The following is a 22,289-nucleotide window of genomic DNA, read 5'->3' as shown; positions in this document are numbered from 1 at the left end:
GTCAGCGGGGGAGGAGCGGCAGCAGCTCGGCGCCGACCTCGTCCGCGTGGTCGATGTCGCGCAGGTCGAGGAGTTGGAAGTACACCCGCTCGGCGCCGAGATCCCGCAGCCGCTCGACCTTCGCCGCGATCTCTTCGGGACGCCCGATGAGATTGGCGCCGTTGTCGAACTGCGCGCGCGTCTGGCCGATCGCGGCCGCACGGCGTTCGATCGCGGCGTCGTCGGCGCCGACGATCGTGGGAAGCGCGACCGAGAGCTTCAGCGTCGCGGGGTCGCGACCGATGTCCTCGCACGCCGCGCGCACGACAGCGAACTTCTCGGCGACGACGTCCTCCGGGACGAACCCGATGTTGAACTCGGTCGCGAAGCGCGCGGCGAGGGCGGGCGTCCGCTTCGGGCCACCGCCGCCGACGATGACCGGCAACGGCGACTGGACGGGTTTCGGCAGCGCCGGTGCGGCATCCAGGCGGTAGTTCGCGCCCTCGAACGAGAACGTCTCACCCACCGGCGTGGACCACAGCCCGGTGACGATCGCGAGCTGCTCCTCGAGCAGGTCGAACCGCTTCGGCGGGAACGGGATGCCGTAGGCGGCGTGCTCCGCTTCGAACCAGCCCGTGCCGAGACCGAGTTCCGCGCGGCCGCCCGACATCGCGTCGACCTGCGCGACCTGGATCGCGAGGATGCCGGGGACGCGATAGGTCACCGACGAGACCAGCGTGCCGAGACGGATGCGCGAGGTCTCGCGGGCCAGGCCGGCGAGCGTCGTCCAGGCGTCGGTGGGGCCGGGGAGCGGGTCGCCGTCGCCCATCCGCAGGTAGTGATCGGAACGGAAGAAGCCGTCCAGACCGTGTGCTTCGGCCGATCGCGCGAACGCGAGCTGGTCGTCGTACGTGAATCCCTGCTGGGGCTCGGTGAAGAGGCAGTACTCCATGGCGTACCCCTCAGTCGGCCGAACGCAGGATGATCGCCTCGGTGGGCGGGGCCGGATCGGCGGGGCGACCGACGTAGCCGATCACCGTCAGCAGCGCCTGGCGGAACTGCGCGGGTCGTTCGAGGTGCGGGGCGTGCCCGGCGCCCTCCACGGCGATCTCGGTGACCTCGCCCCCCGCGGCGGCGTAGGCGTCCAGCACGTCGCGCGTCTGCGACACCATGGGCTGGGCGGGGGCGAGCTCTTCACCCGGCCAGCCGGGCACGATGCCGAGCGCGCCGAGGTGGTTGAAGTCGTAGAACGAGGCGTCGGAGACGATGGCGTCGGCCGTCCCGTGGATCCACAGGATCGGGGGCTTCTCGGCGAGGCCGACGATGCCGGAGACGTCGAAGTGCTTCGGCGCCATGGTGTTGAGCACGCCCAGGTTGCCGGCGGCGAACCCCGGCCAGTTCGGCGAGGCGACGGAATCCCCGGGGTAGTTCCCGCCGGCCGTGGAGGTCGTCAGCATCGACTCGACCCAGACGTCCTCGTGCTCGCTCGTGTAGCCGGGGGCGACGTAGCCGGACCGGAAGACCGAGCGCGGAGAGGTGGGGGCCTCGTCGGTGGTGTCGTGGTCGATGAGGCGCTGCACGAAGTCGGGGTTCGCGCCGCCGGCCCCGGCTCCGGCGTCGTCGTCGGTGAGGCGCGACCCGTCGCGGCGTGTTCCGCCGAATCCGTAGGGCGAGACCGGCGCCTGCAGGGTCAGCGAGAGGACGGGGTGGTCGAGGGCGTACTGCAGGACGACGCCGCCGCCCATCGACCAGCCCACGAGGTGTGCGGTCGGGATGCCGAGGGCCTCGAGGGTCGCGTGGAGGTCGTCGCTGAAGTCGCGTACGCCGCGGGTGGCGTCGATCGGGGCGTGCTCGGTGCCGCCGAAGCCGCGGAGGTCGACCGCGAGCACCCGCAGGTCGCTCGGGAGGTCCTGCATGATCTCCTGCCAGAACAGCGACGACGAGACGTTGCCGTGGACGAAGACCACGGTCTGCTCGGGTCCGGTGGCGGAGTCGTCGGCCGCGCGTTGGAGCACGTTGACGCTCAGCCGACCGGTTTCGATCAGGCGCGAGGTGATGCCGTCGAAGAGAGTCATGGGGGTCCTCCGTGTCACTCGCATCCGCTCCGGTACGGACGCGCTCCGACTCTAACGCGCGCCACTATCGGCCGCACTCAGGGTTCGTAGACTTGCCTGCATGACGGATGCCACCCCCTCCCTGCCCCCGCTCGCGTTCCTCGGCGCCGGTTCCATGGGGGGCGCGATCCTGCGGGGGCTCGTCGCCGCCGGCCTCACCGGCGGGGGAGTGACCGCCACCAACCGCTCGGCGGCCAAGGCGGCTGAACTCGCCGAGCTCGAGGGTGTCACCAGCGTCGCGCTGGAGACCGCGCCGGACGCCAACGTCGCGGCCGCGGCATCCGCCGATGTCGTCCTCATCGGGGTCAAGCCCGCCATGGTGCCCGACCTGCTCGACGAGATCGCGCCGCACCTGCGCCCGGGCGCGGTGGTGGTGAGTCTCGCGGCCGGCGTGACCCTGGCGACGTTCGCGAAGCACCTGGGCGAGGGCGTCGCGACGCTGCGCTCGATGCCGAACACCCCTTCCCTCGTCGGCAAGGGCGTCACGGGGCTCGCGGCCGGGGCCGCCGCGACCGCGGACGACGTCGCGCTCGTGCGCGCGCTCTTCGAGACGGTCGGTCAGGTCGTCGAGGTTCCGGAGTCCCGGATCGACGCGCTCTCCACCATCTCGGGCTCGGGCCCCGCGTACGTCTTCCTCCTCATCGAGGAGTTCACGAAGGCCGCCGTCCGCATGGGCTTCGACGTCGACGCCGCGCGCCTGCTGGCGGAACAGACGTTCATCGGGGCGACGGCGCTCCTGGCATCCGCGGACGTCGACCCGGCCGAACTCCGTCGCCGCGTCACGAGCCCGAAGGGCACGACCGAGCGCGCGGTCGCGGTGCTGCAGGCCGCCCGCCTCGACGACACGTTCACCGCGGCGGCCGAAGCCGCCCTCGCCCGCGCGAAGGAACTCGCCGCCGGGGCCTGACATGCGGCTGCGGTTCGAGGGGCCGATCTGGTACTGGCGCGGACCCGCGCCGTACCACTTCGTCACCGTCCCGCCCGCTGAGGCCGCGGCCATCGCCGAGGTGGCTCCCGTCGTCACCTACGGGTGGGGCATGATCCCGGCGGCCGTCACGATCGGCGCGACGCGGGTGACCACGGCCCTCTGGCCGAAGGACGGTGCCTACGTCGTGCCGATCAAGAAGGCGCTCCAGGATGCCGAGCACCTCGGCGTGGACGACGTCGTCGCGGTCGAGCTGGAGATCGCGGTCTGACGGCATCCCCTCCGCCCCCGCCTGCCCGCGATAAACGCCGTCGGCGGCGAGAAACGTGCTGTGCACCCGTGTCTCGCCGTGGATCGCGTTTATCGGCGGAAGGGAGGACGCGCGGACGACGCATCCGGGGGCGGCGCGACGCGGCGCGGGTGTCAGCGATCCAGCGCCGCGAACCGTTCGATGTCGCTGTTCGTGCCCGACACGATGATGAGGTCGTGGTTGGTGACCACGGTGTTCGCCTCCGCGTAGCGGAACGGGCGGCCCGGGCTCTTCACCCCGACCACGGTGACGTTGTACTTCGTGCGCACGCCCGACTCGTTCAGGCCGACCCCCCGCACCAGCTTCGGCGGGTACATCTTGGCGAGCACGAAGTCGTCGTCGAAGCGGATGAAGTCGAGCATGCGTCCGCTCACCAGGTGCGCGACGCGCTCGCCGGCCTCGGCCTCGGGGTAGATGACGTGGTTCGCGCCGACGCGGGCGAGGATCTTCCCGTGCGACTGCGACACCGCCTTCGCCCAGATCTGCGGCACCTTCAGGTCGACGAGGTTCGCGGTGATGAGGACGGATGCCTCGATGAGCGAGCCGACTGCGACGACCGCGACCTGGAAGTCCTGCGCACCGATCTGGCGCAGGGCGTCGATGTTGCGGGCATCGGCCTGCACCGCGTGGGTGACGCGCTCGGACCACTTCTGGACGAGGTCGAGGTTGCCGTCGACGGCGAGCACTTCGCGGTCGAGTCGGTCCAGCTCGCCGGCGCACGCCGCGCCGAAACGCCCGAGGCCGATGACGAGGACGGGCGCGTCGCTGCGGATCCGTTCAACCAACGATCGGCCTTTCGACGGGCAGCGCGTAGAGCTGCGAACGGGAGGACGCCGCGACGGCCGCGGCGAGTGTCACAGTACCAATGCGCCCCATGAACATCGTGAGAGCCAGCACGTAGACGGCGGGGTCGGGCAGCTCGGCGGTGAGCCCCGTGGACAGACCCACCGTGGCGAAACCCGAGATGACGTCGAACAGCACGTGCTCGATCGGTGCGTCGGTGATCCGGCTGATGGTCACGGTCGACAGCGCGACGATCGTGGCGCCCCACGCCACCACGGAGAGCGCCACACGCTGCACGTCGCTCGGGATACGGCGGCCGAACGCCTGCACCGAGGGACGTCCCTTCGCCTCGGACCACACGGCGAGAGCGAGGACCGCGAGGGTCGTGACCTTGATTCCGCCGGCGGTGGATGCCGAGCCCCCGCCGACGAACATGAGCATCGAGCCGACGATGAGCGTCGCGCCGTTCAGGTCCCCGATGTTCACGACCGAGAATCCGCCCGATCGCGTCATGGCCGACAGGAAGAACGCCTGGAACGTCGTGTCCCACGCGTCCATGCTCCCGAAGGTCAGGGGGTTGTCGTATTCCAGCAGCAGAATGACGCCGGCGCCCGCGAAGAAGAGGACGACGGTCGTGATGATCGTCAGCTTCGCGTGCAGCGACCACAGCCGGAACCGCCACCAGTGCCGCCACAGCGTGAAGATCACGGGGAACCCGATCGAGCCGAGGAACACGCCGATCATGAGCACCGTCAGCAGGAAGTAGTCCTGCGCGAACGGGGTGAGACCGTCGGCGTTGGGCACGAAGCCGGTGTTCGTGAACGCCATGGCGGCGTAGTACGGCGCCTCCCAGAGCGCGACGAGCGGGTGGATGCCGCCGATCACCAGGGACGGGTAGATCAGGATCGTGAGACCCGCCTCGATGACGAGGGTGGACAGTGCGACGGTGCGCAGCAGCTGACCGACTTCGCCGAGCCGGATCGTCTGGCCCTCGTTGACCGGTCCGCCGTGCGCGCGGAGCGGGTTGCTGTCGCCCGCGGCGATGAGCTTGGCCCGCAGTCCCAGGCGCTTGGAGATGACGAGCCCCAGGATCGAGGCGAGCGTCAGCACGCCGAGGGCGCCGACGTTGACCCCCAGGTAGGTGATGACGTGTCCGAGCGGCGACCAGTGGCTGTACATGTTGACCGTCGACAGGCCCGTGACGCAGATGGTCGACACCGCCGTGAACAACGCGTCGGCGAGGGGCGTCCGCTGTCCGTCCGCGGCGGCGGCGGGGAGGGAGAACAGCGCCGTGAACAGCAGGATCAGGATGACGAACACCAGCACGGCGAACCGGGCGGGGGATGCCGTGGTCAGGTCACGCAATCCATCCCATGCCCGGAAGGCGATGCGGCGTACGCGCATCGACATACGCGCCTCGTCGGGAGTCGCGGCCATGCGGGACTCCCTTCGCCGACGAACCCGAATCATGGTACTCGGGCGGGCTCGCGGCTAACCTAATGCCATGGCGGACATCTTCGACGTGATCGCTGACGGCACGCGTCGCGACATCCTTCAGCTGCTCCTGGAACGTGCGACCGGCGGTGAGCGGGGCACGAGCGTCTCGCAGATCGTGCACGCGCTCGGAGTCAGCCAGCCCACCGTCTCCAAGCACCTGAAGGTCCTGAGGGAGGCGGAACTGGTCTCGGTGCGGGAAGAGGGGCAGCATCGCTACTACAGCCTCGCCGTCGCCCCGCTCGACCAGGTCGACGACTGGCTCGTGCCCTTCTTCTCGGTGGACGTCGACAACGAGCCGGCACTGCCCGAATCCGCCGTCCACGCGGCCGAGGTCGTCGGACGCGCGGCTGCTTCGGTGAAGCACTCGGTCACGTCGGCATTCCGCAAGCTCCCCGGCCGCTGAGCGCCCGTCGAGCCCGAGGAACACCGCTCCCTCATCTCACTTTCGTCACAGAAGCCCCATAGGTTTACACGCGTCGCGGGCAGACCCTAGAGTGTGTCCACATCAATGGGTGACGGACACCCGCGGCGAAGGGTGATCGATGGCAGAGCTGCCCGACGTGCGTTTCCTGACGGTCGCCGAGGTCGCCGAGCTGATGCGGGTCTCGAAGATGACCGTCTACCGTCTCGTGCACGCGGGCGAGCTGCCCGCCGTGCGGTTCGGACGCAGCTATCGGGTGCCCGAATCTGCCGTCGCCGAGGCCGTGCAGCGGCCGGTGTCCGACGTCGGCTAGACTAGTCCGAGGCCTTTTTCCAACGCCTGCCCGTTCCCGGGAGCCGACATCGGCACCCAGACCCCGACTTAGTGAGGTTTTCCGTGGGTTCTGTCATCAAGAAGCGCCGTAAGCGCATGGCGAAGAAGAAGCACCGCAAGCTGCTTCGCAAGACTCGTCACCAGCGTCGCAACAAGAAGTAACGCGACCACCACACCGAGCGCCTGTCATCCGACGGGCGCTTCGTGTATGCGGCACCCGATCACCGACGTCCTCTCGAGGAGCACACATGCAGTCCATCTCGGTCCACGACCTGCACGCCGGACGCGATCGTCCGCTGATCGACGTGCGCGAGGTCGACGAGTTCGTCGGAGGACACGTCCCCGGCGCCGTCAACCTGCCGATGTCGACCATCGGCGAGAACCTGGACCAGCTGCCCGAAGGGGCGTTCGACGTGATCTGCCAGGCCGGCGGTCGCTCGGCGCGCGTCGTCGAGGCGCTCACGGCCCGCGGTCACGACGCGACCAACGTCGAGGGTGGCACCGGCGAGTGGATCGCCTCGGGCTACGACGTCGAGTCCTGACGCCCCGACGCGCCCTCCTAGGATGGGTGAGGTGACGACCCTCACGCTCATCGGCAAGCCCGACTGCCATCTCTGCGACGTCGCCGAGCAGATCGTCGATGCCGTCGTCGCCGAGCTTCCGGCCGAGGTCGCCGACCGCCTCGTCATCGAGCAGGCGTCGATCGCCGAGGACACCGGCCTGTACGAGCGGTGGTGGGAGAAGATCCCGGTCGTCCTGATCGACGGCGAACTGCACGCGCACTGGCGCGTCTCCGCCGATCGCCTCCGCGCCGCACTTCTCGCGGCCGACCCCGAAGGAGCCTCCGCGTGAGCATCCGTCACATCGTCCTGTGGAAGCTCGCGGCGGACGACGCCGACACCCGCGCGCTGCACGCCGAGCAGATCGCCGAGCGGCTGCTCTCGCTCCGCGGCCGGATCCCCGAGATCGAGCACCTCGACGTGGGGCGCAACGTCGCCTACCCGCAGACCAACTGGGATGTGGCGCTCGTCAGCGAGTTCGCCGACGTGGAGGCCCTCGAGCGGTACCAGGTGCACCCGGCGCATCAGGAGGTCGCGGCGTTCGTCCGCTCGGTCGTCACCGATCGGGCCGGAATCGACTTCCCCGCCTGACCCGCTCCACCGCCTCGGCCACCGACGCCATCTGCGGCGTGGTGACGCGGGAGCCACGGCTCAGCCGAGCGGCCGCACCGTCACGGCGGACGTGGCCAGGGCGATGCGCACCGGCGCCTGCGGGGCGACGCGGTCCTCGACCGAGTGCTCGATCTGCACCACGCTGCCGTCCTGCGCGCGCACCTGCGTGAGACGCATGTTGCCCAGGAACCTGGTCTCCTGCACCACGGCGTCGACGCCGGGTTCCGTCGGGCCGACCAGCACGACCTGATCGGGGCGCACGATCACCTCGCAATGCCCGTCGGGACCGGCTTCCGCGAGGGGGACGTCCTGGCCCCAGACGTCGACCGTGACGTCCTCGACGATCCCGGGCACGGTGCTGACCGGACCGAGCACCGCGGCGACGGCCGGATCGCCCATGTGCCGGAACAGGTCCTCAGGGCTCCCCGAGGCGGCGATCCGCCCCCGCACCATGACGGCGATGCGATCGGCGACGGCCGCGGCCTCGCTGGTCTCCCTGGTCACCCAGACCGCGGTGATCCGCCGATCGCGCAGGTGCTCGACGAGCCGATCGCGCAGGACCGCGCGCTCGTAGTTCTGGAGTCCGTCGAGAGGATCGTCGAGCAGGAGGATGCGCGCTTCCGACGCCAGAGCCCGCGCGAGGAGGACTCGGCGGCGATCGCCCCGGGCCAGGCGATGGGTCGCGGCCTCCGGGTCCGACAGCCCCAGGAGCCCGCACAGTTCGCGTGCGCGTGCGTCGGGATCGGGGTGGCCGGCGCGGCGGGAGACGATGGCCACGGCCTCACCGACCCGGCCGAATCGCGGCACCGCCGTGTGGGCGAAGACCGCCGCCGTGGACAGACCGTCGGCGATGCTCACGGTTCCCGTGTCGGCGCGTTCCAGCCCGGCGATCACGCGGAGGGCCGTCGTCGCGCCACACCCCGACGGTCCGACGATCGCGACGATCTCCCCGACGGCGACCGTGAGATCGAACCCGTCGAGCACACGCTCCCCGGCGCGGGTGCGGCCGACGGCGGCGACCCGGACGCTCCACCCCGCGCTCGATCGGCCGTCCGCAGGGACGGTCACCGCGACGCTGCCTTCGACCATGACGACACGCTAGAGGTCACGGATGACCTCGCCCGGCCCGGTGAGTGAACCTCGGGCGTCGGGCGGAGGAACTCAGGGAGCCAGGCGCGTGGGGCCGCGGAAGAGGTAGGTGACCTCGCGGATCGACGACTCGCCGAGGAGCAGCATCAGCACGCGCGCGAGGCCCATGCCGAAGCCGCCGTGGGGCGGAGCGCCGAAGCGGAAGAAGTCCAGGTAGAAGTCGAGGTGAGCGGGGTCGAGCCCCTTCTCCTTCGCCTGCTCGACCAGGACGTCGACGCGGTGCTCGCGCTGTGCGCCGGTGGTGATCTCGACGCCGTTGAACAGGAGATCGTACGACTTCGTGAGCCCGGTCTCGGGGTCGCGCATGTGGTAGAACGCGCGGATCTCGGGGTGGTAATCGGTCACGAAGACGAACTGGTGACCGAACGCCTCGCGCACGTGCGCGGCGATCTGGCGCTCTCCCTCGGGGTCGAGGTCGCCGTCGGTGCGGGGGATGTCGTAGCCGCGGGCCGCGACGATCTCGCGGGCCTCCGCGAGCGGGATGCGGGGGAAGGGCACCGCGGGCACCTGCACCTCGACGCCGAACAGCTCCTGGATCTCGTCGCCGTGCTTGTCCTTGACCGCCTGGAACGCCGTCTGCAGCAGTTCCTCCTGCATGCGGGCGACGTCTTCGTGCGAGTCGATCCAGCTGATCTCGGCGTCGATCGAGGTGAACTCGGTCGCGTGGCGGCTGGTGAAGGAGGGGTCGGCGCGGAACGCGGGGGCGATCTCGAAGATCTTGCCGAACCCGGCGACCTGCGCCATCTGCTTGAAGAACTGCGGGCTCTGCGCGAGGTAGGCGGTCTTGTCCTCGAAGTAGGGCACCTCGAACAGCTCGGCGTTGGACTCCGAGGGGGATGCCATGAGCTTGGGGGAGTGCACCTCGATGTAGTCGCGCTCGACCCAGTAGGTGCGCATGGCGTGCTCGAGGGTGGTCTGCACGCGGAAGATGAGGTTGTTGCGACGCTGGCGGAGATCGAGGAAGCGCCAGTCCATGCGCTTGTCCAGACCGCTGTCGGCCGCGATCGGGGTCTCGGGGTTCGCCGCCGCGGCGATCTCGAGCTCGCCGATCTTGATCTCGACGCCGCCGAGCTTGACGCGCTCGTCGTGCTTGAGCTCACCGCGGACGGTGAGGAACGTGCCGTTGGCCAGCCCGCCGATCGTCTCGGTGAGGGCCAGGGCCACGGCATCCTGGTCGCCCGCCTCTTCGGAGGGGCGCGTCGCGGGGTTCACCAGCTGTACGGCACCGGTCTCGTCGCGCAGGACGACGAACTGGACCTTCTTCTGATCGCGGACGGTCTCGACCCACCCCGACACCGAGACGGGGCCGGCGGGAAGGGACTTCAACTGCTGGACGAGGACGCGTTCGCTCACGAGGAACCAGTCTACGTGCGGGGCGGGCGCCGCCCGCGCGTCAGCGTCCGGCGCCGGCGCTGAGCCCCGCCTTGACGTGCCGCTGCGCGGCGAGGATCACCGCGAGTGCCGGAACGCTGGCGATGAGGGATGCCGCCATGGTCGCGGCCCACGTGTTCAGGTTCGAGTTCGCCAGGGCCAGGATCAGCACCGACATGGGGTACATCTCGTTGCGGTTGACGAGCGTCAGCCCGAACAGCAGATCGCCCCAGCTGAACAGGAACGCGAAGACCCCGGCCGTGACGATCGCGTTGCGCGAGAGCGGGACGACGATGCGCCACAGCGTGCCGATCGGCCCGAGTCCGTCGACCGTCGCCGCCTCGATGACCTCGGGGTCCAGCCGCAGCATGAACGCCCGCATCACGATCACCGCGAAGGGGACTCCCGCGGTCGCGTTCGCCAGGATCAGTCCGATGAACGTGTTCAGCAGCCCCCACGAGTTGAACATCGCGTAGAACGAGGTGGCGAGGACGACGCTGGGGATCATCTGGGCCAGCAGCAGGAGGATGAGCGCGATGCTCACCGCGCGCGAGCGGAGCCGGCTGAGGGCGTACGCGGCGGGGACGGCCACGAGGAGCGTCACGAGCACCGATCCGAGCGACACCAGGATCGAGACGCGCAAGCCGCCGATGCCGGCGTCGTCGAGCGCTTGCTCGAAGCCCCCGAGCCCGGGGGAGACGGGGAACCAGGCGGTGTCCGCGGAGTTGGCGGACGGCTGCAGCGAGGCCGAGATCATCCAGTAGACGGGGAAGAGGTACACCGCGAGCACGACGACCGTCACGATCGTCCAGGTCCAGCCGCGGCGGCGGCGGCGTTCGGCGATCGGCGCGACCGCCGGTTCGGCGGTCACCGTCGCCGAGGCGGCGGGCAGGGTCGCGGTCATTCGTCACGCTCCTGACGCATCGACATCACGGTGTACACGATCGCGAACAGGATGCTGATTCCCAGCAGCAGCATCCCGTAGGCGCCGCCGAGTCCGAACTGGAACTGTTGGAAGGCCTGGCGGTACGACAGCAGGCCCAGGGTCACGGTGCTGTTGGCGGGGCCGCCGGCGGTGAGCACCAGCACGAGGTCGACGATGAGGAGCGTGTAGACGACGCTCATCACGACGAGCACCGAGATCACCGGCCAGATCGTGGGGATCACGATCGAGACGAGGCGGCGCCACGCCCCGGCGCCGTCGAGCTGTGCGGCTTCGAGCTGTTCCGCGGGAACCTGCTTGAGGGCCGCGCCGAGGATCGTGGCCCAGTACGGCAGGCTCGCCCAGACCGCGACGACGATGACGGCGGGAAGGGCGGTCGCGGGATTGGCGAGCCACGCCTCGACGGGGAGGCCGATCGCCCCGAGGACGTCGTTGATGGGGCCGTCGCCGGCGAGGAGCGACTTCCAGACGGTGGCCACGACGACCGCGGGGAGCAGCCACGGCAGGAGGATCAGGGTCGGGAGCCACCGGCTGCCGGGGAATCGCTTGGCGAAGAGGAGCGCGAGGAGGAGCCCGAGCACCAGCTCGACGACGACCGAGACGACGGTGATCGTGACCGTGTTCGCGAGGGCGCGGAAGGTGATCGGCTCGGAGAGGATCGCCTCGAAGTTCGCGGTCCCGACGAAGGGTGCCCGGCCGGTGATGAAGGTCCCCGTGGTGAAGTTCGTCGTGCTCATGTACACGCCGTACCCGAGGGGGAAGAGGAAGAAGACGACGAAGAACACGATGGCCGGGGTCAGGAAGCCCCACAGCTCGCCGCGCTGGCGCGCCGCCAGAGAACGCCGGAACCGGCCGGGGGTGCGTGCCCCCGGCCGGCCGGTCGTCGTCAGCGTGTCCGCCGTCACTTGCCGCCGGCCTGCTCCAGCGCGGCCTGTGCCGTCTGCCCGCCGACCGTCGCACCCTGGATGGCGTCGACGTACTGCTGCTGCAGCGTGTTCCACTCGGTGCCCAGCTGCGCGGAGTTGTACGCACCGTCGACGGCGTCGACGAACGGGGCCGCGGCGGGCACCTTCTCGACGAAGGCCGCCTGCGCGCTCTTCAGCGCGGGGATGTACCCGCCCTGGACCGCGGTGTCGATCTGGTTCTCCTCCGAGGCGCGGCACTTGATGAGGGCGGCGGCGGCCGCTTCCTTCTTGGCATCCGCGTTCGCGGCGGCGCCGTAGGCGTACCCGAGCAGGTTCACCTTGGGCGACTCGCCCGACGTCGCGGTCGGGAAGGGGAACGTGCCCCATTCGAACGGGATCGAGGTGTCGACGAGGTTCCACGGGCCCGACACCGTCAGCGCGGCCTTCTGCGAGGTCCACTGGTCGATCGACTCCCAGCCCCAGTTGACGAACTCGGGCGAGAGCGAACCGTTGTCGACGAGCTTCTTGTAGAGGTCGACCGCCTCGACGGCGCCGGTGCCGGTCGGGTCGGCGGGGTCGCCCCCGGCCGAGAGGAGGAACGGCAGGAAGTACACGGGCGTCGATCCGTCGCCGCCGATACCGGGGAGCACGATGCCCTTCTGGTCGGCGGTCGTGAGGGACGCGGCGAGCTTCACGAGGTCGTCGAAGGTCTTCGGTGCGGTCTCGGACACCCCGGCGGCGGCGAACGCGGCCTTGTTGTAGAAGATCGCGTAGTCCTCGACCTGCACGGGCAGACCGTAGAGCGTGCCGTCGTAGCGGCCGAGGTCGGCGGCGCTGTCGGCGAGACCGTCCGTGGTGACGTCGTACTGGCTGAGGTCGGCGAGCACGCCCTGCGAGGCGAGCTGCGGCAGCTGGGTGTCGGTGGACAGCAGCGCCACGTCGGGAAGGGCCTTGGCGCCCGCGGCCTGCAGGAGCTTGGTGGTGTAGTCGCCCGACTGGGTCTGGACGTCGACGGTGATGCCGAGGTCGGCGGCGCAGGACTCGAAGTACTGCTTCTGCAGACCCTGGTAGGGCTCGAAGTCGATGTTGTTCCACACGGTCAGGCTGACGCCGTCGAACCCGTCGGTCTGGGCGGGGGCCGCCTGGCCGCCGGCGCAGGCGGTGAGGGCGAGGGCGGCGGTGAGGCCGACCGCGGGGAGTGCGACGCGCCGGAGCCGCTGAGCTGTGGATGCCATGGGGTGTGTCCGTTCCCGACGGCGCCGACGGCGCCGATCGACATGTGCTGTGAGGACACGGGTCGGGGCCGCCCGTGTCATCCCTCACTCTGGGGTCTCCTCGTGACGAACAGGGAACGAACGCGTCACGCGGTGTAACACCGCGCCGTGTCGCGGCGTCCCACCGGGCAGGGTGAGTGCATGGCATCCCCTTCTTCTTCCGCCGTCCGCCGTGTCCTCGTGGACACCGACACCGGACTGGACGACGCGCACTCCCTGATGTACCTGCTGGCCCAGCCCGACGTCGAGATCGAGGCCATCACGACGATCTACGGGAACACCCCCGTGGAGGACTCGGCCCGCAACGTCCGGACCGTCCTGCGGCTCGCCGGCCGCGAGGACATCCCGGTGCACCTGGGCGAGGCGGCGCCGATCGAGGGCGAGGCCTCCATCGCGGACTTCGTGCACGGCACCGACGGTCTCGGTGACCGGTTCGACCGCGCGGAGCTGCGCGTGGAGGACGAGGGAGCAGTGGATGCCATCCTGCGCATCGCCGCGCAGCACCCCGGCGAGGTGGACCTGCACCCGCTCGGACCGCTCACCAACATCGCCCGTGCGCTCGAGCGCGACCCCGACCTGTTCCTGAAGTTCCGGTCGGTGGTCATCATGGGCGGGGCGGGGCCGTACCCGGCGCCGGGCGGCGCGACGCTGACGGATGCCAACACCGCCAACGACCGCCGCGCCGCGGAGATCGTCTTCGGCGCGCGCAACAGCGGCAACGTCGTCATGGTCGGCGTGAACGTCACCGCCACCGCGATCCTCGACGAGCACGTGCTCGCCGTGCTGCGCGGAGCCGGGACCCCGTGGGCGACGTTCGCGGGCGAGGTGCTCGACGCGTACAACGACTTCTACCAGTACAAGTGGGGCCGCCGGATCTCTTCCGCCCACGACGGCCTGGCGACCGTCATCCTCCACCGGCCCGAGATCGTCACCGGCTGGATCGAGGGTCCCGTGGACTACACGCCGTACGCGGACTCCCTCGCGACCCGCATCGCGCTCACGCACGACGGTCTGCCGCTGGTGTGGGGGACGCCCGAGGGCCCGACGATCCGCGCGGTCACGTCGTTCGACGGCACCGAGTTCCTGCGACGGTTCGTCCAGGCGCTCTCGACGGGACCCGCAGCTCAGGGCTGACCGCGGCGCCGCATCCTCACCGGGCGCCGGAGCGGGCCGGGTGGTCGTCGCCGAGACGGTCGCGGCGGTCGCTGCGCAGGCGCGAGCGGAACGTGCCGTCCTGCGGGAAACCGCCGTACAGCCCGCGCTCGCGCAGCGCCGGGACGAGGAGCTCGGCGAAGTCGTCGACGGAGCCGGGCGACAGGAACGGGTGCAGCAGGAAGCCATCCACCCCCGATTCCTCGACGAAGGCGCCGATGGCATCGGCCACGGTGTCGGGGGTGCCGAGGAAACGGTCGTCCGCGAACGCGGTCACTTTCGAGAACTGGCGGCGCACGTCCCCGGCGGTCAGCACGGGCGCGTCGCTCCGGGTCTCCTTCGTCTGGGTGGCGTTCGTCGCGCGCTTGACGAGCGGCTCGTCGTCGGCGTACTGCGAGAAGTCGATCCCGCCCCACCCGGCGTAGGCGGCCAGCTGGGCCTCCGCGGCGTAATGCGCCTGGAGCGAGTCGATCTTCTCCTGCACGGCGATGTCGGTCGGGGCCACGACGAGGTTCATCCCGACGACGGCGCGGATCTGCGAGGCATCCCGTCCGAGCTCCTCGGCGCGGCGACGGATGCCGGCCAGCCCCTCCCGCACGGCGACCGGGTCGGAGTCGCCCACGAAGATCAGCTCGGCGTGCCGGGCGGCGAACTCCCGGCCGCGCGGCGACCATCCGGCCTGGATGATGACCGGGGTGCGCTGCGGCGACGGCGTCACCAGGTGGGGCCCCGCCACGCGGAAGTGCTCGCCGACGTGATCGATGCGATGCACCTTCGCGGGGTCGGCGAAGACCCCGGATGCCTTGTCGCCGAGGAACGCGTCGTCCTCCCAGCTGCGCTCCCACAGGGCGTAGGCGACCTCGAGGAACTCGTCGGCGCGGTCGTAGCGGCTGTCGTGCGCCATCACGTCGAGGCCGAAGTTGGCCGCCGCGCCCGGCAGGTACGACGTCACCACGTTCCAGCCGATGCGACCCGCGGTGAGGTGGTCGAGCGTGGAGAAGCGGCGCGCGTGGGCGAACGGGTGCTCGTAGGTGGTCGACACGGTCGTGCCGAACGCGATCCGGTCGGTGACGGCGGCGAGCGCCGGGATGTGCAGCATCGGGTCGAGCGCCGGGATCTCCACGCCGTGCCGGATCGCCGTCTCGGCTCCACCCCGGTACGTGTCGTAGAGGCCGAGGACGTCGCCGAAGAAGAACAGGTCCATCCCGGCGTCCTCGACGCGGCGTGCCTGGTCGGTCCAGTAGCGCAGCGACGTCGCCGACAACCGGTCGTCCGCGGGGTGGGTCCACAGGCTCGCGGCCGAGGAGCCGTTGCCGACGCAGGCCTGCTCGTAGAGGCCGAAGAGCAGCGGGCGGGGGTCAGACATGGGCGGTGATCCGTTCGTGGTCGGGAGCGGTCGTCCAGCGGACGCGTCCGCCGACGACGGTGAGGGATGCCTCGGCGGGGCCGTTCTCGACGAGCTCGGCGAGCGCGTCGCGGGGCGTGGCCGAGGCGACGGGGAAGACGGCGAGGTCGGCGCGGCTGCCCGCGCGGAGCGCACCGGTGTCGGCCTCCAGGCCCAGCGCGCGAGCGCCCCCGACCGCGGCGGCCGCGAACAGGCGGGCGTGCAGATCCTCGTCGGCGTATCCCTGCGCGCGGGCGATGCCGAAGAGCGCGGCGACGTCCTGCCAGGGGGAGAGGCTCGGCGACGACGAGAGCGAGTCCGTGCCGACGGCGATCGCGTTGCCTTCGCGCAGGTATGCCGCCACGGGGGGCGGGTCCAGGCCGATCACGGCGTTGGAGCGCGGGCACAGCGCCACGCTCACACCCCGGGTGCGCAGGAGCGCCCGGTCGTCGGCATCCACGTAGATCCCGTGCGCGAGATGCGTCGTCGGGGTGAGGGCGCCGAGGTCGTCGAGGTACCGGATGACACCCGTGCCCGCTCCGCCGTCGCGCAGCAGCGCGAACTCGCCGCGGCCGTTCGCCCGCCACCGCTCGGCGAGATCGCCCGTGCCGGAGCGCACGTACGCGTCCTCCCACGCCGATTCGGCCGCGTGGATGTGCTGGCGGACGCCCAGGGTCCGCGCGAGGCTCGAGAGCGCGCGGAGCACGGCCGTGTCGAGCGAGTAGACCGCGTGGGGCGACAGGCCGGTCGCGGGCGGTCCGGGGAGCGCGGCGAGCTCGGCGCGCACGGTACGCTCGCCGTCTTCGGCCCACGCGCGCTCGGTCCACCCGAGCACCTCCCAGAACGTGATGCCGTGCAGGCCCGCGTCGTGGACGGCGGACCCTGCGGCGGCGTCCGTGACGATCTCGGCGACGGCCGTCGTGCCCGAGCGCAGCGCCAGCGCGGCGCCCGCCGCGGCCGACGCGCCCCAGTCGCGGGGCAGGGGGTAGAGCTCCATGAAGGCGCTCATCCACGCCTCGAAGCCGGTGTGCTCGGCGAGCCCGACGGCGGCCATGTCGCTGTACTGCAGGTGGGTGTGCGCGTTGACGAGGCCGGGGGTCAGCGCACCGTCCCACTCGTGCAGCTCGGCGCCGACGCCGGCGGTGGCCAGGACCTCGTCGGCGGGACCCACCGCGCGGATGCGACCCTCCGCGATCGCCACGGCTCCGTCGGTCAGGGGCGCGGAACCGGGCGAGAGGAGGATCGGGGCGCGGTGGACGACGACGGTCACTCCTCGCCCTCCTCGGGATTCCACGCCGCGAGGAACGCCTGCTGCGCCGCCGACGGGGCGTCCAACGACCCGCCGAACGACGACAGGGCGATGGCGGCGACCTCGTCGTCGGCGGCGCGGGGCAGCTCGTGCACCCCGGGCGCGAGATCGGGCGTCGACAGGACGTGGGCGACGGAGGCGAGCTGCACACCGAAGGAGAGGTCCATGATCTCCACCGGGTTCCCCTCGGCGGCGCTGACGTTGAGGCAGTTGCCGTCGTCGAGCACGCGGACCTCCGCACCGCTCGGCATCCGGAGCACCGACACGGGTCCGGTGCGGGCGATCTCGACGGCCCCGGCCGCGCGGGCGGCGTCGAGGGCGATCTCCTGCCCCACGCCGCCGCCGACCGCGACGACCGCCCCGCTGCGGAGCGCGTCGAGGTGCCCGACGTCGATCGTGTGGCGGATGCCGGTGGCCGAGATGACGATGTCGGCGAACCGCACGGCCTCGGCGAGGGTGCGCACCTCGAACCCCGCGAAGGCCGCCTGGAGCGCGGCGACCGGATCGGTCTCGGTCACGACGACGCGCGCGCCGAGGGCGGCGGCGTGCTGCGCGATGCCGGTGCCGACCCGGCCGAACCCGACGACGGCGACGGTCGCGCCGCGGAAGGAGCGGTCCGCGACGTCGGCGACGGCGAACACGACCGACTGCCCGGTGCCGTGCATGTTGTCGAACAGCGACTTCGACCGCGCGTCGTTGGCCGCGACGACCGGGATCCGCAGCGCCCCCTCGGCCTCCATGCGGCGCAGCGGCCGCACTCCCGAGGTCGTCTGCTCGGTGGCCCCGAGCATCCCGGCGACCACGTCGGGGCGCTCGAGGTGGGCCAGGCGGATCGTGGAGGCCCCGTCGTCGACGATCACGTGCGGGCGGTGGTCGAGGAGGGCGAGGGCGTTCGCGCGGTCCTCGGCGCGGTCGGCGGCCGCGCGGGCGTAGGTCGGGATGCCGGCATGGGCCAGCGCCGCGGCCACGGCGTCGTCGGTGTTGCGCCCGGCGGAGGTGACCGTCACCTCGGCCCCGGCCTCGGCGAGGGCCAGCGCGACCGTCGCGGTCTTGGGCTCGAGCACGTCGGAGACGCCGATGCGGACGCCGGCGACGGTGCCGTCGCGGGACAGCCGCGCGGCCAGTGCCGTCGTCACCGGCATGTGGGTCCGTGCCCACTCGATCCGGTCGTGCCCCGCACGCCACAGCCCGGGGTCGGCGATCCGGCCGGTCACGGGGTCACCGCCGAGGCGAACGGGGCGTCGGCGCCGCTGATCAGGGCCGCGATCAGGGCGTCGGCGAGCCGCAGCTGTGCCGCGGTGGGCGGTTCCCCCTCCACCGGGAGGGACGGGGGGATCTCCACGAGCGATCCGTTCAGGGTCGTGCGCACGTGCGGGCGCGAGGAGGGGAGATCGGTGGCATCCACCGGCCGGGGGGAGGCGTCGGCGACGAGGCCCTGCACGTCGAACGCCGTGACGCCGTCGTGGCCCACTCCCGTGAGGACCGTGAGGGGCGCCGCGCCGACGGCTGCGACGGCCTCGACGCGGACGCCGTCGAGACGGGCGGCGAGCCGTTCGGTCGGATCGTCGGTCGCGCGCACGACGGCGGCTCCCAATCGGCGCAGGACCGTCGTCAGCGCGGCGGCGAGGGGGCCGTCGCCGACGATCCGCACGGTTCCGCCGGCGAGCGTCAGGTTCGTGCGGGCGGACAGCGCCAGGACGACCTGCTCGGCGCGCAGGTGGCCGTAGAGGATGCCGAACGCCCGCGACGCGAGCGGGTCCGGCGCTGCGGGCTCGTGGACGACGTCGAGGTTCCAGGCCGAACGGAGATCGGCGCGGAGGGCGGCGGACACGGGGGGAAGAGCGCCGCCGTAGGGGAGCGCGACGGGGTCGGCCGGGCGCGCGTCGAGGAACCCCCGCGCGATCGGGAACACGGCGTCGAGCCCGACGGGGGCGGCGGACGAGGAGGACGACACGGCTCGAACGTAGGGCGCGACGGCCGTTCGACGCGAATCGATGACGCCGCATCTCTAGGATGGCGCGCGTGACCTATTCCCTCTCCCCGGACTCGTACCGGACGCTGCGGCCCGAACAGCCGCCGCGTCCCGCGCGCCGGGGCTGGGACCTCGTGATCACGGTCGTGCTGCTCGTGCTGCTGCCCCTCGCCGCGCTCGCCGGCTCGTACGCCGGTTTCTTCCTCGCGTTCGCGTCGGACGCGTGCGGATCGGTGACCTGCGACTACGGCGTGATGAACGTCGGCCTCTGGTTCGCCGTCGTCGCCCCCTGGGTCGTCCTGTTGCTGACCGTCGTGGTCGCCATCATCCGGTTGGTGCGGCACCGCGTCGCCTTCTGGGTGCCGCTGGCGGGCATCGTGCTCATGGGTGCGATGTGGTTCGTCGCCGCGGCGATCGTCAGCGCCGGGGTCTCGGCATCCTGACCCCCTCCTCCCAGGTGTCACCGAGGCGGCGGCCCTAGGCTTCGGGCGGGCGTCCGGACGGGCGGCCGATCACCGAGCGCGAAGGCACCCGATGACCGACAGCACCCTGACCCTCCGCGGCGCGTCCGCGGACTCCTCCTCCGGCGACGAGTCCTGGCTCACGTCGCTGGCCGACTGGACGGTCTCCCTGATGGAGATCATCGGACCGGTCGGCGCGGGCATCGCCATCGCCCTGGAGAACCTCTTCCCGCCGCTCCCGAGCGAGGTCGTGCTGCCGATGGCGGGCCTCACCGCCAGCCGCGGCTCGTTCACGCTCTTCGAAGCGCTGCTGTGGACCACCCTCGGATCCGTCGTGGGCGCGTTCGCGCTGTACGGGCTCGGCCGCTGGCTCGGCGCCGCCCGGCTGCGTGCGATCGCGGCGAAGGTGCCGCTCCTGCACCCCGAGGACGTGGACCGCACGGTCGCGTGGTTCGAGCGGCACGGCGGCAAAGCCGTGTTCTTCGGCCGCATGGTGCCGATCTTCCGGAGTCTCATCTCCATCCCCGCCGGCGTCGCGAAGATGCCGCTGTGGCGCTTCGGTCTGCTGACCGCCGCCGGCAGTCTCATCTGGAACACGATCTTCGTGCTGGCCGGGTATCTGCTCGGTGAGAACTGGCACGTGATCGAGCAGTACGCCGACATCCTGCAGTACGTCGTGATCGCCGGCGTCGCCGCGGGGATCGCGTGGTTCCTGTACGCCCGCGTGCGGGCGCTGCTGGCGTCGCGCCGCCTGAGCGAGGCCGGCGAATAGGTCGCCGTCGAACCAACGGGGTCCTTCGCTCAGCGCGCCCACAAGACCCGACCGTAGACTGGAGACCGTGCCCGCCGACCGCCTCCATCTCGTGCGCCACGGGGAAGTCCACAACCCGCGCCGCGTGCTCTACGGTCGGCTCCCCGGATTCGGTCTGAGCGTCGACGGTCGCCGCATGGCGCGGCAGGCCGCGGAGTACGTGCACGGGCTCGACCGTCCGGTCGGAGCGCTCGTCGTCTCGCCGCTGCAGCGCACGCGCGAGTCCGCCGAACCGTTCGTGGGGCTCTTCGGCATCGAGCCGTTCATCGACGATCGGGTCATCGAGCCGACCAACGTGTTCGAGGGCCGACGCATGAAGAAGGCCCTCGCCAACCCGCTGAACTGGCGGCATCTCTCGCGCCCCGCGGTGCCGAGTTGGGGCGAACCGTACGAACGCATCGTCGCGCGCATGACCGAGGCGATGACCGACGCCTGGGACCGCGTGCCCTCGGGCGATGTCGTCGTCGTCTCCCACCAGCTTCCCATCTGGGTGACGCACCTCGCGCTCTCCCAGCAGCCCACCCGCCACGACCCCCGCAAGCGCCGGTGCGCGTTGTCGAGCGTGACGAGCTTCGAGCGGCGAGACGGCGCCGCCGGGTCGTCGCGCTGGATCGAGGTGGCGTACGCCGAGCCGGCCGCGACCGCCGGAGCCGTCGACGTAGGAGCCGTGTGATGCGCCGAATCCTCTCCGCCGCCGCCGCCCTCATGCTGGTCGCGGGCCTGGCCTCGTGCAGTGCCGACCCGCTCGCCGAGCAGTACCGGGCGGGAGACAACAAGGGGTACATCGCCGCCAACGGGTTCCAGACGCAGGAGATCGCTCCGGAGAACCGCGGCGAACCCGTCGACTTCGCGGGGACGCTCGACAACGGCTCCGCCGTCTCCAGCGCCGACTACGCCGGCAAGGTGCTCGTGGTGAACTTCTGGTACGCCACCTGCGGCCCCTGCATCATCGAGGCGCCGCGCCTGGAGCAGGCCTACCAGGCGTTCGAAGGCCAGGACGTGTCGTTCCTCGGCGTCAACACCTACGACCAGCCGGCCACCGCGCTGTCGTTCGCGCGCGACAACGGCGTCTCCTACTCGTCGGTCATGGCGGTCGACGATGCCGAGCTCAAGCTCGCGTTCGCCGACAAGACGCCCATCAACGCCACCCCCACCACGCTCGTGCTCGACCGGCAGGGCCGCGTCGCCGCGCGCGTCATCGGCGAGCTGCCCGAGGCATCCATCCTCGAGGCCATGGTGCGCACCGTGGTCGCGGAGAGCGCGTGAACCCGGGCGCCCTCGTCTTCGACGGCGCGCTCTGGCTCGCGATCCCCATCGCCCTGGCCGCGGGGCTGATCTCGTTCCTCTCCCCGTGCGTGCTGCCGCTGGTCCCGGGCTATCTCGGCTACATCGGGGGCGCCGTATCGCCGCGCGGGGGATCGGCATCCGCTCCCGGGCGTTCGCGGCTGGTGTTCGGCACGCTGCTGTTCATCGCCGGATTCACGCTCGTGTTCATGGCGGTCAACGTCTTCAGCGGCACCGTGGGGATGTTCTTCCTGCGCTACGCCGACGTGATCACGCGCGTCATGGGCGTGGTCATCATCCTGCTGGGTCTGGTCTTCATCGGGCTGTTCGGCCTCGCCCAGCGCTCGGTGCGCCTGCAGGCCCGGGGCAACCTGGGCCTGATCGGCGCCCCGCTGCTGGGCATCGCGCTGGGCGTCGGATGGACCCCGTGCATCGGCCCGACCCTCGCCGCGATCCTCTCGGTGTCCTACAACCTGGGAGACCCCGGTCGAGCGGCCCTCCTGGGCCTGGCGTACTCGCTGGGCCTCGGCATCCCCTTCCTGCTCCTCGCCCTCGGCTTCGGGTGGGCGACGCGTTCCGTGGCGTTCGTGCGGCGACACATCCGCGTCGTCAACCTCCTCGGCGGCGCCCTGCTGATCGTGCTGGGCCTGCTGATGGTGACCGGGCTCTGGGGATCGTGGATGTCCACCCTGCAGGGGGTGATGCAGGGTGTCCAACTCCCGCTCTGACCTCTCGCCCGA

The 22,289-nt window shown here is 71.3% G+C and carries 27 protein-coding genes; 14 read left to right on the top strand and 13 right to left on the bottom strand.

Features of this window, described 5'->3' with window-relative positions; genetic code table 11:
- Position 1: 1 nt before the first annotated feature.
- Both BGO45_RS06765 and BGO45_RS06760 read right to left on the bottom strand, forming a co-directional pair.
- Complete coding sequence (locus BGO45_RS06765) at positions 2-931, bottom strand: LLM class F420-dependent oxidoreductase (protein ID WP_292692036.1); 930 nt, start codon at positions 929-931, stop codon at positions 2-4.
- Between the two features lie 10 nt (positions 932-941).
- On the bottom strand, positions 942-2,054 hold the full coding sequence (locus BGO45_RS06760) for an alpha/beta hydrolase (RefSeq protein WP_292692034.1): 1,113 nt from the start codon (positions 2,052-2,054) through the stop codon (positions 942-944).
- Positions 2,055-2,154: 100 nt separating this feature from the next.
- Here BGO45_RS06760 and proC point away from each other — a divergent pair, with 100 nt between their 5' ends.
- Both proC and BGO45_RS06750 read left to right on the top strand, forming a co-directional pair.
- Positions 2,155-3,000, top strand: coding sequence for a pyrroline-5-carboxylate reductase (gene proC, locus BGO45_RS06755; protein WP_076495235.1), 846 nt, complete (start codon positions 2,155-2,157; stop codon positions 2,998-3,000).
- Position 3,001: 1 nt separating this feature from the next.
- Complete coding sequence (locus BGO45_RS06750; protein WP_292692030.1) at positions 3,002-3,289, top strand: DUF1905 domain-containing protein; 288 nt, start codon at positions 3,002-3,004, stop codon at positions 3,287-3,289.
- A gap of 152 nt (positions 3,290-3,441) precedes the next feature.
- On the opposite strand, the gene BGO45_RS06745 is transcribed toward BGO45_RS06750, so the two are convergent.
- Both BGO45_RS06745 and BGO45_RS06740 read right to left on the bottom strand, forming a co-directional pair.
- Entirely contained in the window at positions 3,442-4,113 is a 672-nt protein-coding gene (locus tag BGO45_RS06745; protein WP_022877902.1) for a TrkA family potassium uptake protein, read from the bottom strand.
- Positions 4,106-5,515: a TrkH family potassium uptake protein gene (locus tag BGO45_RS06740; protein WP_292692911.1), complete on the bottom strand. Its 1,410-nt coding sequence runs from the start codon at positions 5,513-5,515 to the stop codon at positions 4,106-4,108. Before BGO45_RS06740 ends, BGO45_RS06745 begins: the two co-directional genes overlap by 8 nt.
- Before the next feature lie 100 nt (positions 5,516-5,615).
- On the opposite strand from BGO45_RS06740, the gene BGO45_RS06735 reads away from it, so the two are divergent.
- The 6 genes from BGO45_RS06735 (at position 5,616) to BGO45_RS06710 (ending at position 7,513) form a co-directional block, all read left to right on the top strand.
- Positions 5,616-6,011, top strand: coding sequence for a helix-turn-helix transcriptional regulator (locus BGO45_RS06735; RefSeq protein WP_292692028.1), 396 nt, complete (start codon positions 5,616-5,618; stop codon positions 6,009-6,011).
- Between the two features lie 139 nt (positions 6,012-6,150).
- Entirely contained in the window at positions 6,151-6,342 is a 192-nt protein-coding gene (locus BGO45_RS06730; protein WP_056224003.1) for a helix-turn-helix domain-containing protein, read from the top strand.
- A gap of 83 nt (positions 6,343-6,425) precedes the next feature.
- Positions 6,426-6,524: an AURKAIP1/COX24 domain-containing protein gene (locus BGO45_RS06725; protein WP_003792170.1), complete on the top strand. Its 99-nt coding sequence runs from the start codon at positions 6,426-6,428 to the stop codon at positions 6,522-6,524.
- 86 nt (positions 6,525-6,610) lie between these two features.
- Positions 6,611-6,904: a rhodanese-like domain-containing protein gene (locus tag BGO45_RS06720; protein ID WP_292692024.1), complete on the top strand. Its 294-nt coding sequence runs from the start codon at positions 6,611-6,613 to the stop codon at positions 6,902-6,904.
- A 31-nt stretch (positions 6,905-6,935) separates the two neighbouring features.
- Positions 6,936-7,214, top strand: coding sequence for a glutaredoxin family protein (locus BGO45_RS06715; protein WP_083696778.1), 279 nt, complete (start codon positions 6,936-6,938; stop codon positions 7,212-7,214).
- A complete protein-coding gene (locus tag BGO45_RS06710; protein ID WP_292692021.1) occupies positions 7,211-7,513 on the top strand; it encodes a Dabb family protein in 303 nt (100 codons plus the stop codon). The genes BGO45_RS06715 and BGO45_RS06710 overlap by 4 nt, the downstream gene beginning before the upstream one ends.
- Before the next feature lie 60 nt (positions 7,514-7,573).
- Here the strand turns inward: BGO45_RS06710 and BGO45_RS06705 are convergent, their stop codons facing one another.
- The 5 genes from BGO45_RS06705 to BGO45_RS06685 form a co-directional block, all read right to left on the bottom strand.
- Complete coding sequence (locus tag BGO45_RS06705; protein WP_292692019.1) at positions 7,574-8,623, bottom strand: ATP-binding cassette domain-containing protein; 1,050 nt, start codon at positions 8,621-8,623, stop codon at positions 7,574-7,576.
- 72 nt (positions 8,624-8,695) lie between these two features.
- Positions 8,696-10,036, bottom strand: a complete 1,341-nt coding sequence (aspS, locus tag BGO45_RS06700; RefSeq protein ID WP_292692017.1) for an aspartate--tRNA(Asn) ligase — start codon at positions 10,034-10,036, stop codon at positions 8,696-8,698.
- Between the two features lie 40 nt (positions 10,037-10,076).
- Positions 10,077-10,958, bottom strand: a complete 882-nt coding sequence (locus tag BGO45_RS06695; protein ID WP_292692015.1) for a carbohydrate ABC transporter permease — start codon at positions 10,956-10,958, stop codon at positions 10,077-10,079.
- The gene (locus BGO45_RS06690; RefSeq protein WP_083696779.1) at positions 10,955-11,902 is read right to left on the bottom strand and encodes a carbohydrate ABC transporter permease; all 948 of its coding nucleotides are present in this window, start codon (positions 11,900-11,902) and stop codon (positions 10,955-10,957) included. Before BGO45_RS06690 ends, BGO45_RS06695 begins: the two co-directional genes overlap by 4 nt.
- Entirely contained in the window at positions 11,899-13,137 is a 1,239-nt protein-coding gene (locus BGO45_RS06685; protein ID WP_292692011.1) for an extracellular solute-binding protein, read from the bottom strand. The genes BGO45_RS06690 and BGO45_RS06685 overlap by 4 nt, the downstream gene beginning before the upstream one ends.
- A 180-nt stretch (positions 13,138-13,317) precedes the next feature.
- Between BGO45_RS06685 and BGO45_RS06680 the strand changes: the two genes are divergently transcribed.
- Entirely contained in the window at positions 13,318-14,310 is a 993-nt protein-coding gene (locus BGO45_RS06680) for a nucleoside hydrolase (RefSeq protein WP_292692009.1), read from the top strand.
- Between the two features lie 16 nt (positions 14,311-14,326).
- On the opposite strand, the gene BGO45_RS06675 is transcribed toward BGO45_RS06680, so the two are convergent.
- The 4 genes from BGO45_RS06675 to BGO45_RS06660 are packed head-to-tail and all read right to left on the bottom strand — an operon-like array spanning position 14,327 to position 18,975.
- Entirely contained in the window at positions 14,327-15,694 is a 1,368-nt protein-coding gene (locus tag BGO45_RS06675) for an NtaA/DmoA family FMN-dependent monooxygenase (RefSeq protein ID WP_292692007.1), read from the bottom strand.
- Positions 15,687-16,982: an amidohydrolase family protein gene (locus tag BGO45_RS06670; RefSeq protein ID WP_292692004.1), complete on the bottom strand. Its 1,296-nt coding sequence runs from the start codon at positions 16,980-16,982 to the stop codon at positions 15,687-15,689. The genes BGO45_RS06675 and BGO45_RS06670 overlap by 8 nt, the downstream gene beginning before the upstream one ends.
- Complete coding sequence (locus BGO45_RS06665) at positions 16,979-18,235, bottom strand: adenosylhomocysteinase (RefSeq protein WP_292692002.1); 1,257 nt, start codon at positions 18,233-18,235, stop codon at positions 16,979-16,981. The genes BGO45_RS06670 and BGO45_RS06665 overlap by 4 nt, the downstream gene beginning before the upstream one ends.
- On the bottom strand, positions 18,232-18,975 hold the full coding sequence (locus tag BGO45_RS06660; RefSeq protein ID WP_292692000.1) for a hypothetical protein: 744 nt from the start codon (positions 18,973-18,975) through the stop codon (positions 18,232-18,234). The genes BGO45_RS06665 and BGO45_RS06660 overlap by 4 nt, the downstream gene beginning before the upstream one ends.
- A 68-nt stretch (positions 18,976-19,043) precedes the next feature.
- Between BGO45_RS06660 and BGO45_RS06655 the strand changes: the two genes are divergently transcribed.
- The 5 genes from BGO45_RS06655 to BGO45_RS06635 all read left to right on the top strand — a co-directional run bounded on the left by BGO45_RS06655 (position 19,044) and on the right by BGO45_RS06635 (position 22,277).
- Complete coding sequence (locus tag BGO45_RS06655; protein ID WP_292691998.1) at positions 19,044-19,436, top strand: DUF6264 family protein; 393 nt, start codon at positions 19,044-19,046, stop codon at positions 19,434-19,436.
- Between the two features lie 91 nt (positions 19,437-19,527).
- Positions 19,528-20,226, top strand: a complete 699-nt coding sequence (locus BGO45_RS06650; protein WP_292691996.1) for a DedA family protein — start codon at positions 19,528-19,530, stop codon at positions 20,224-20,226.
- A gap of 67 nt (positions 20,227-20,293) precedes the next feature.
- On the top strand, positions 20,294-20,938 hold the full coding sequence (locus BGO45_RS06645) for a histidine phosphatase family protein (RefSeq protein WP_292691994.1): 645 nt from the start codon (positions 20,294-20,296) through the stop codon (positions 20,936-20,938).
- Entirely contained in the window at positions 20,938-21,531 is a 594-nt protein-coding gene (locus tag BGO45_RS06640; RefSeq protein WP_292691992.1) for a TlpA disulfide reductase family protein, read from the top strand. Before BGO45_RS06645 ends, BGO45_RS06640 begins: the two co-directional genes overlap by 1 nt.
- A complete protein-coding gene (locus tag BGO45_RS06635) occupies positions 21,528-22,277 on the top strand; it encodes a cytochrome c biogenesis CcdA family protein (RefSeq protein ID WP_292691989.1) in 750 nt (249 codons plus the stop codon). The genes BGO45_RS06640 and BGO45_RS06635 overlap by 4 nt, the downstream gene beginning before the upstream one ends.
- The last annotated feature ends 12 nt before the right edge of the window (positions 22,278-22,289 follow it).

The sequence above is a fragment of the Microbacterium sp. 71-36 genome (assembly GCF_001898305.1).
In the GTDB taxonomy this organism is placed as follows: domain Bacteria; phylum Actinomycetota; class Actinomycetes; order Actinomycetales; family Microbacteriaceae; genus Microbacterium.
The sequence above is the reverse complement of the archived record's forward strand: the minus strand, read 5'-3'. Positions and strand labels throughout refer to the sequence as shown.

Bases quoted from the DNA above. Each gene is read 5' to 3' on its own strand.
- BGO45_RS06695 (WP_292692015.1), bottom strand. From the start codon at position 10,958: ATGACCGCGACCCTGCCCGCCGCCTCGGCGACGGTGACCGCCGAACCG.
- BGO45_RS06680 (WP_292692009.1), top strand. From the start codon at position 13,318: ATGGCATCCCCTTCTTCTTCCGCCGTCCGCCGTGTCCTCGTGGACACC.
- BGO45_RS06765 (WP_292692036.1), bottom strand. From the start codon at position 931: ATGGAGTACTGCCTCTTCACCGAGCCCCAGCAGGGATTCACGTACGAC.
- BGO45_RS06740 (WP_292692911.1), bottom strand. From the start codon at position 5,515: ATGCGCGTACGCCGCATCGCCTTCCGGGCATGGGATGGATTGCGTGAC.
- BGO45_RS06750 (WP_292692030.1), top strand. From the start codon at position 3,002: ATGCGGCTGCGGTTCGAGGGGCCGATCTGGTACTGGCGCGGACCCGCG.
- BGO45_RS06735 (WP_292692028.1), top strand. From the start codon at position 5,616: ATGGCGGACATCTTCGACGTGATCGCTGACGGCACGCGTCGCGACATC.
- BGO45_RS06720 (WP_292692024.1), top strand. From the start codon at position 6,611: ATGCAGTCCATCTCGGTCCACGACCTGCACGCCGGACGCGATCGTCCG.
- proC (WP_076495235.1), top strand. From the start codon at position 2,155: ATGACGGATGCCACCCCCTCCCTGCCCCCGCTCGCGTTCCTCGGCGCC.
- BGO45_RS06685 (WP_292692011.1), bottom strand. From the start codon at position 13,137: ATGGCATCCACAGCTCAGCGGCTCCGGCGCGTCGCACTCCCCGCGGTC.
- BGO45_RS06675 (WP_292692007.1), bottom strand. From the start codon at position 15,694: ATGTCTGACCCCCGCCCGCTGCTCTTCGGCCTCTACGAGCAGGCCTGC.
- BGO45_RS06650 (WP_292691996.1), top strand. From the start codon at position 19,528: ATGACCGACAGCACCCTGACCCTCCGCGGCGCGTCCGCGGACTCCTCC.
- BGO45_RS06705 (WP_292692019.1), bottom strand. From the start codon at position 8,623: ATGGTCGAAGGCAGCGTCGCGGTGACCGTCCCTGCGGACGGCCGATCG.
- BGO45_RS06730 (WP_056224003.1), top strand. From the start codon at position 6,151: ATGGCAGAGCTGCCCGACGTGCGTTTCCTGACGGTCGCCGAGGTCGCC.
- BGO45_RS06760 (WP_292692034.1), bottom strand. From the start codon at position 2,054: ATGACTCTCTTCGACGGCATCACCTCGCGCCTGATCGAAACCGGTCGG.
- BGO45_RS06640 (WP_292691992.1), top strand. From the start codon at position 20,938: ATGCGCCGAATCCTCTCCGCCGCCGCCGCCCTCATGCTGGTCGCGGGC.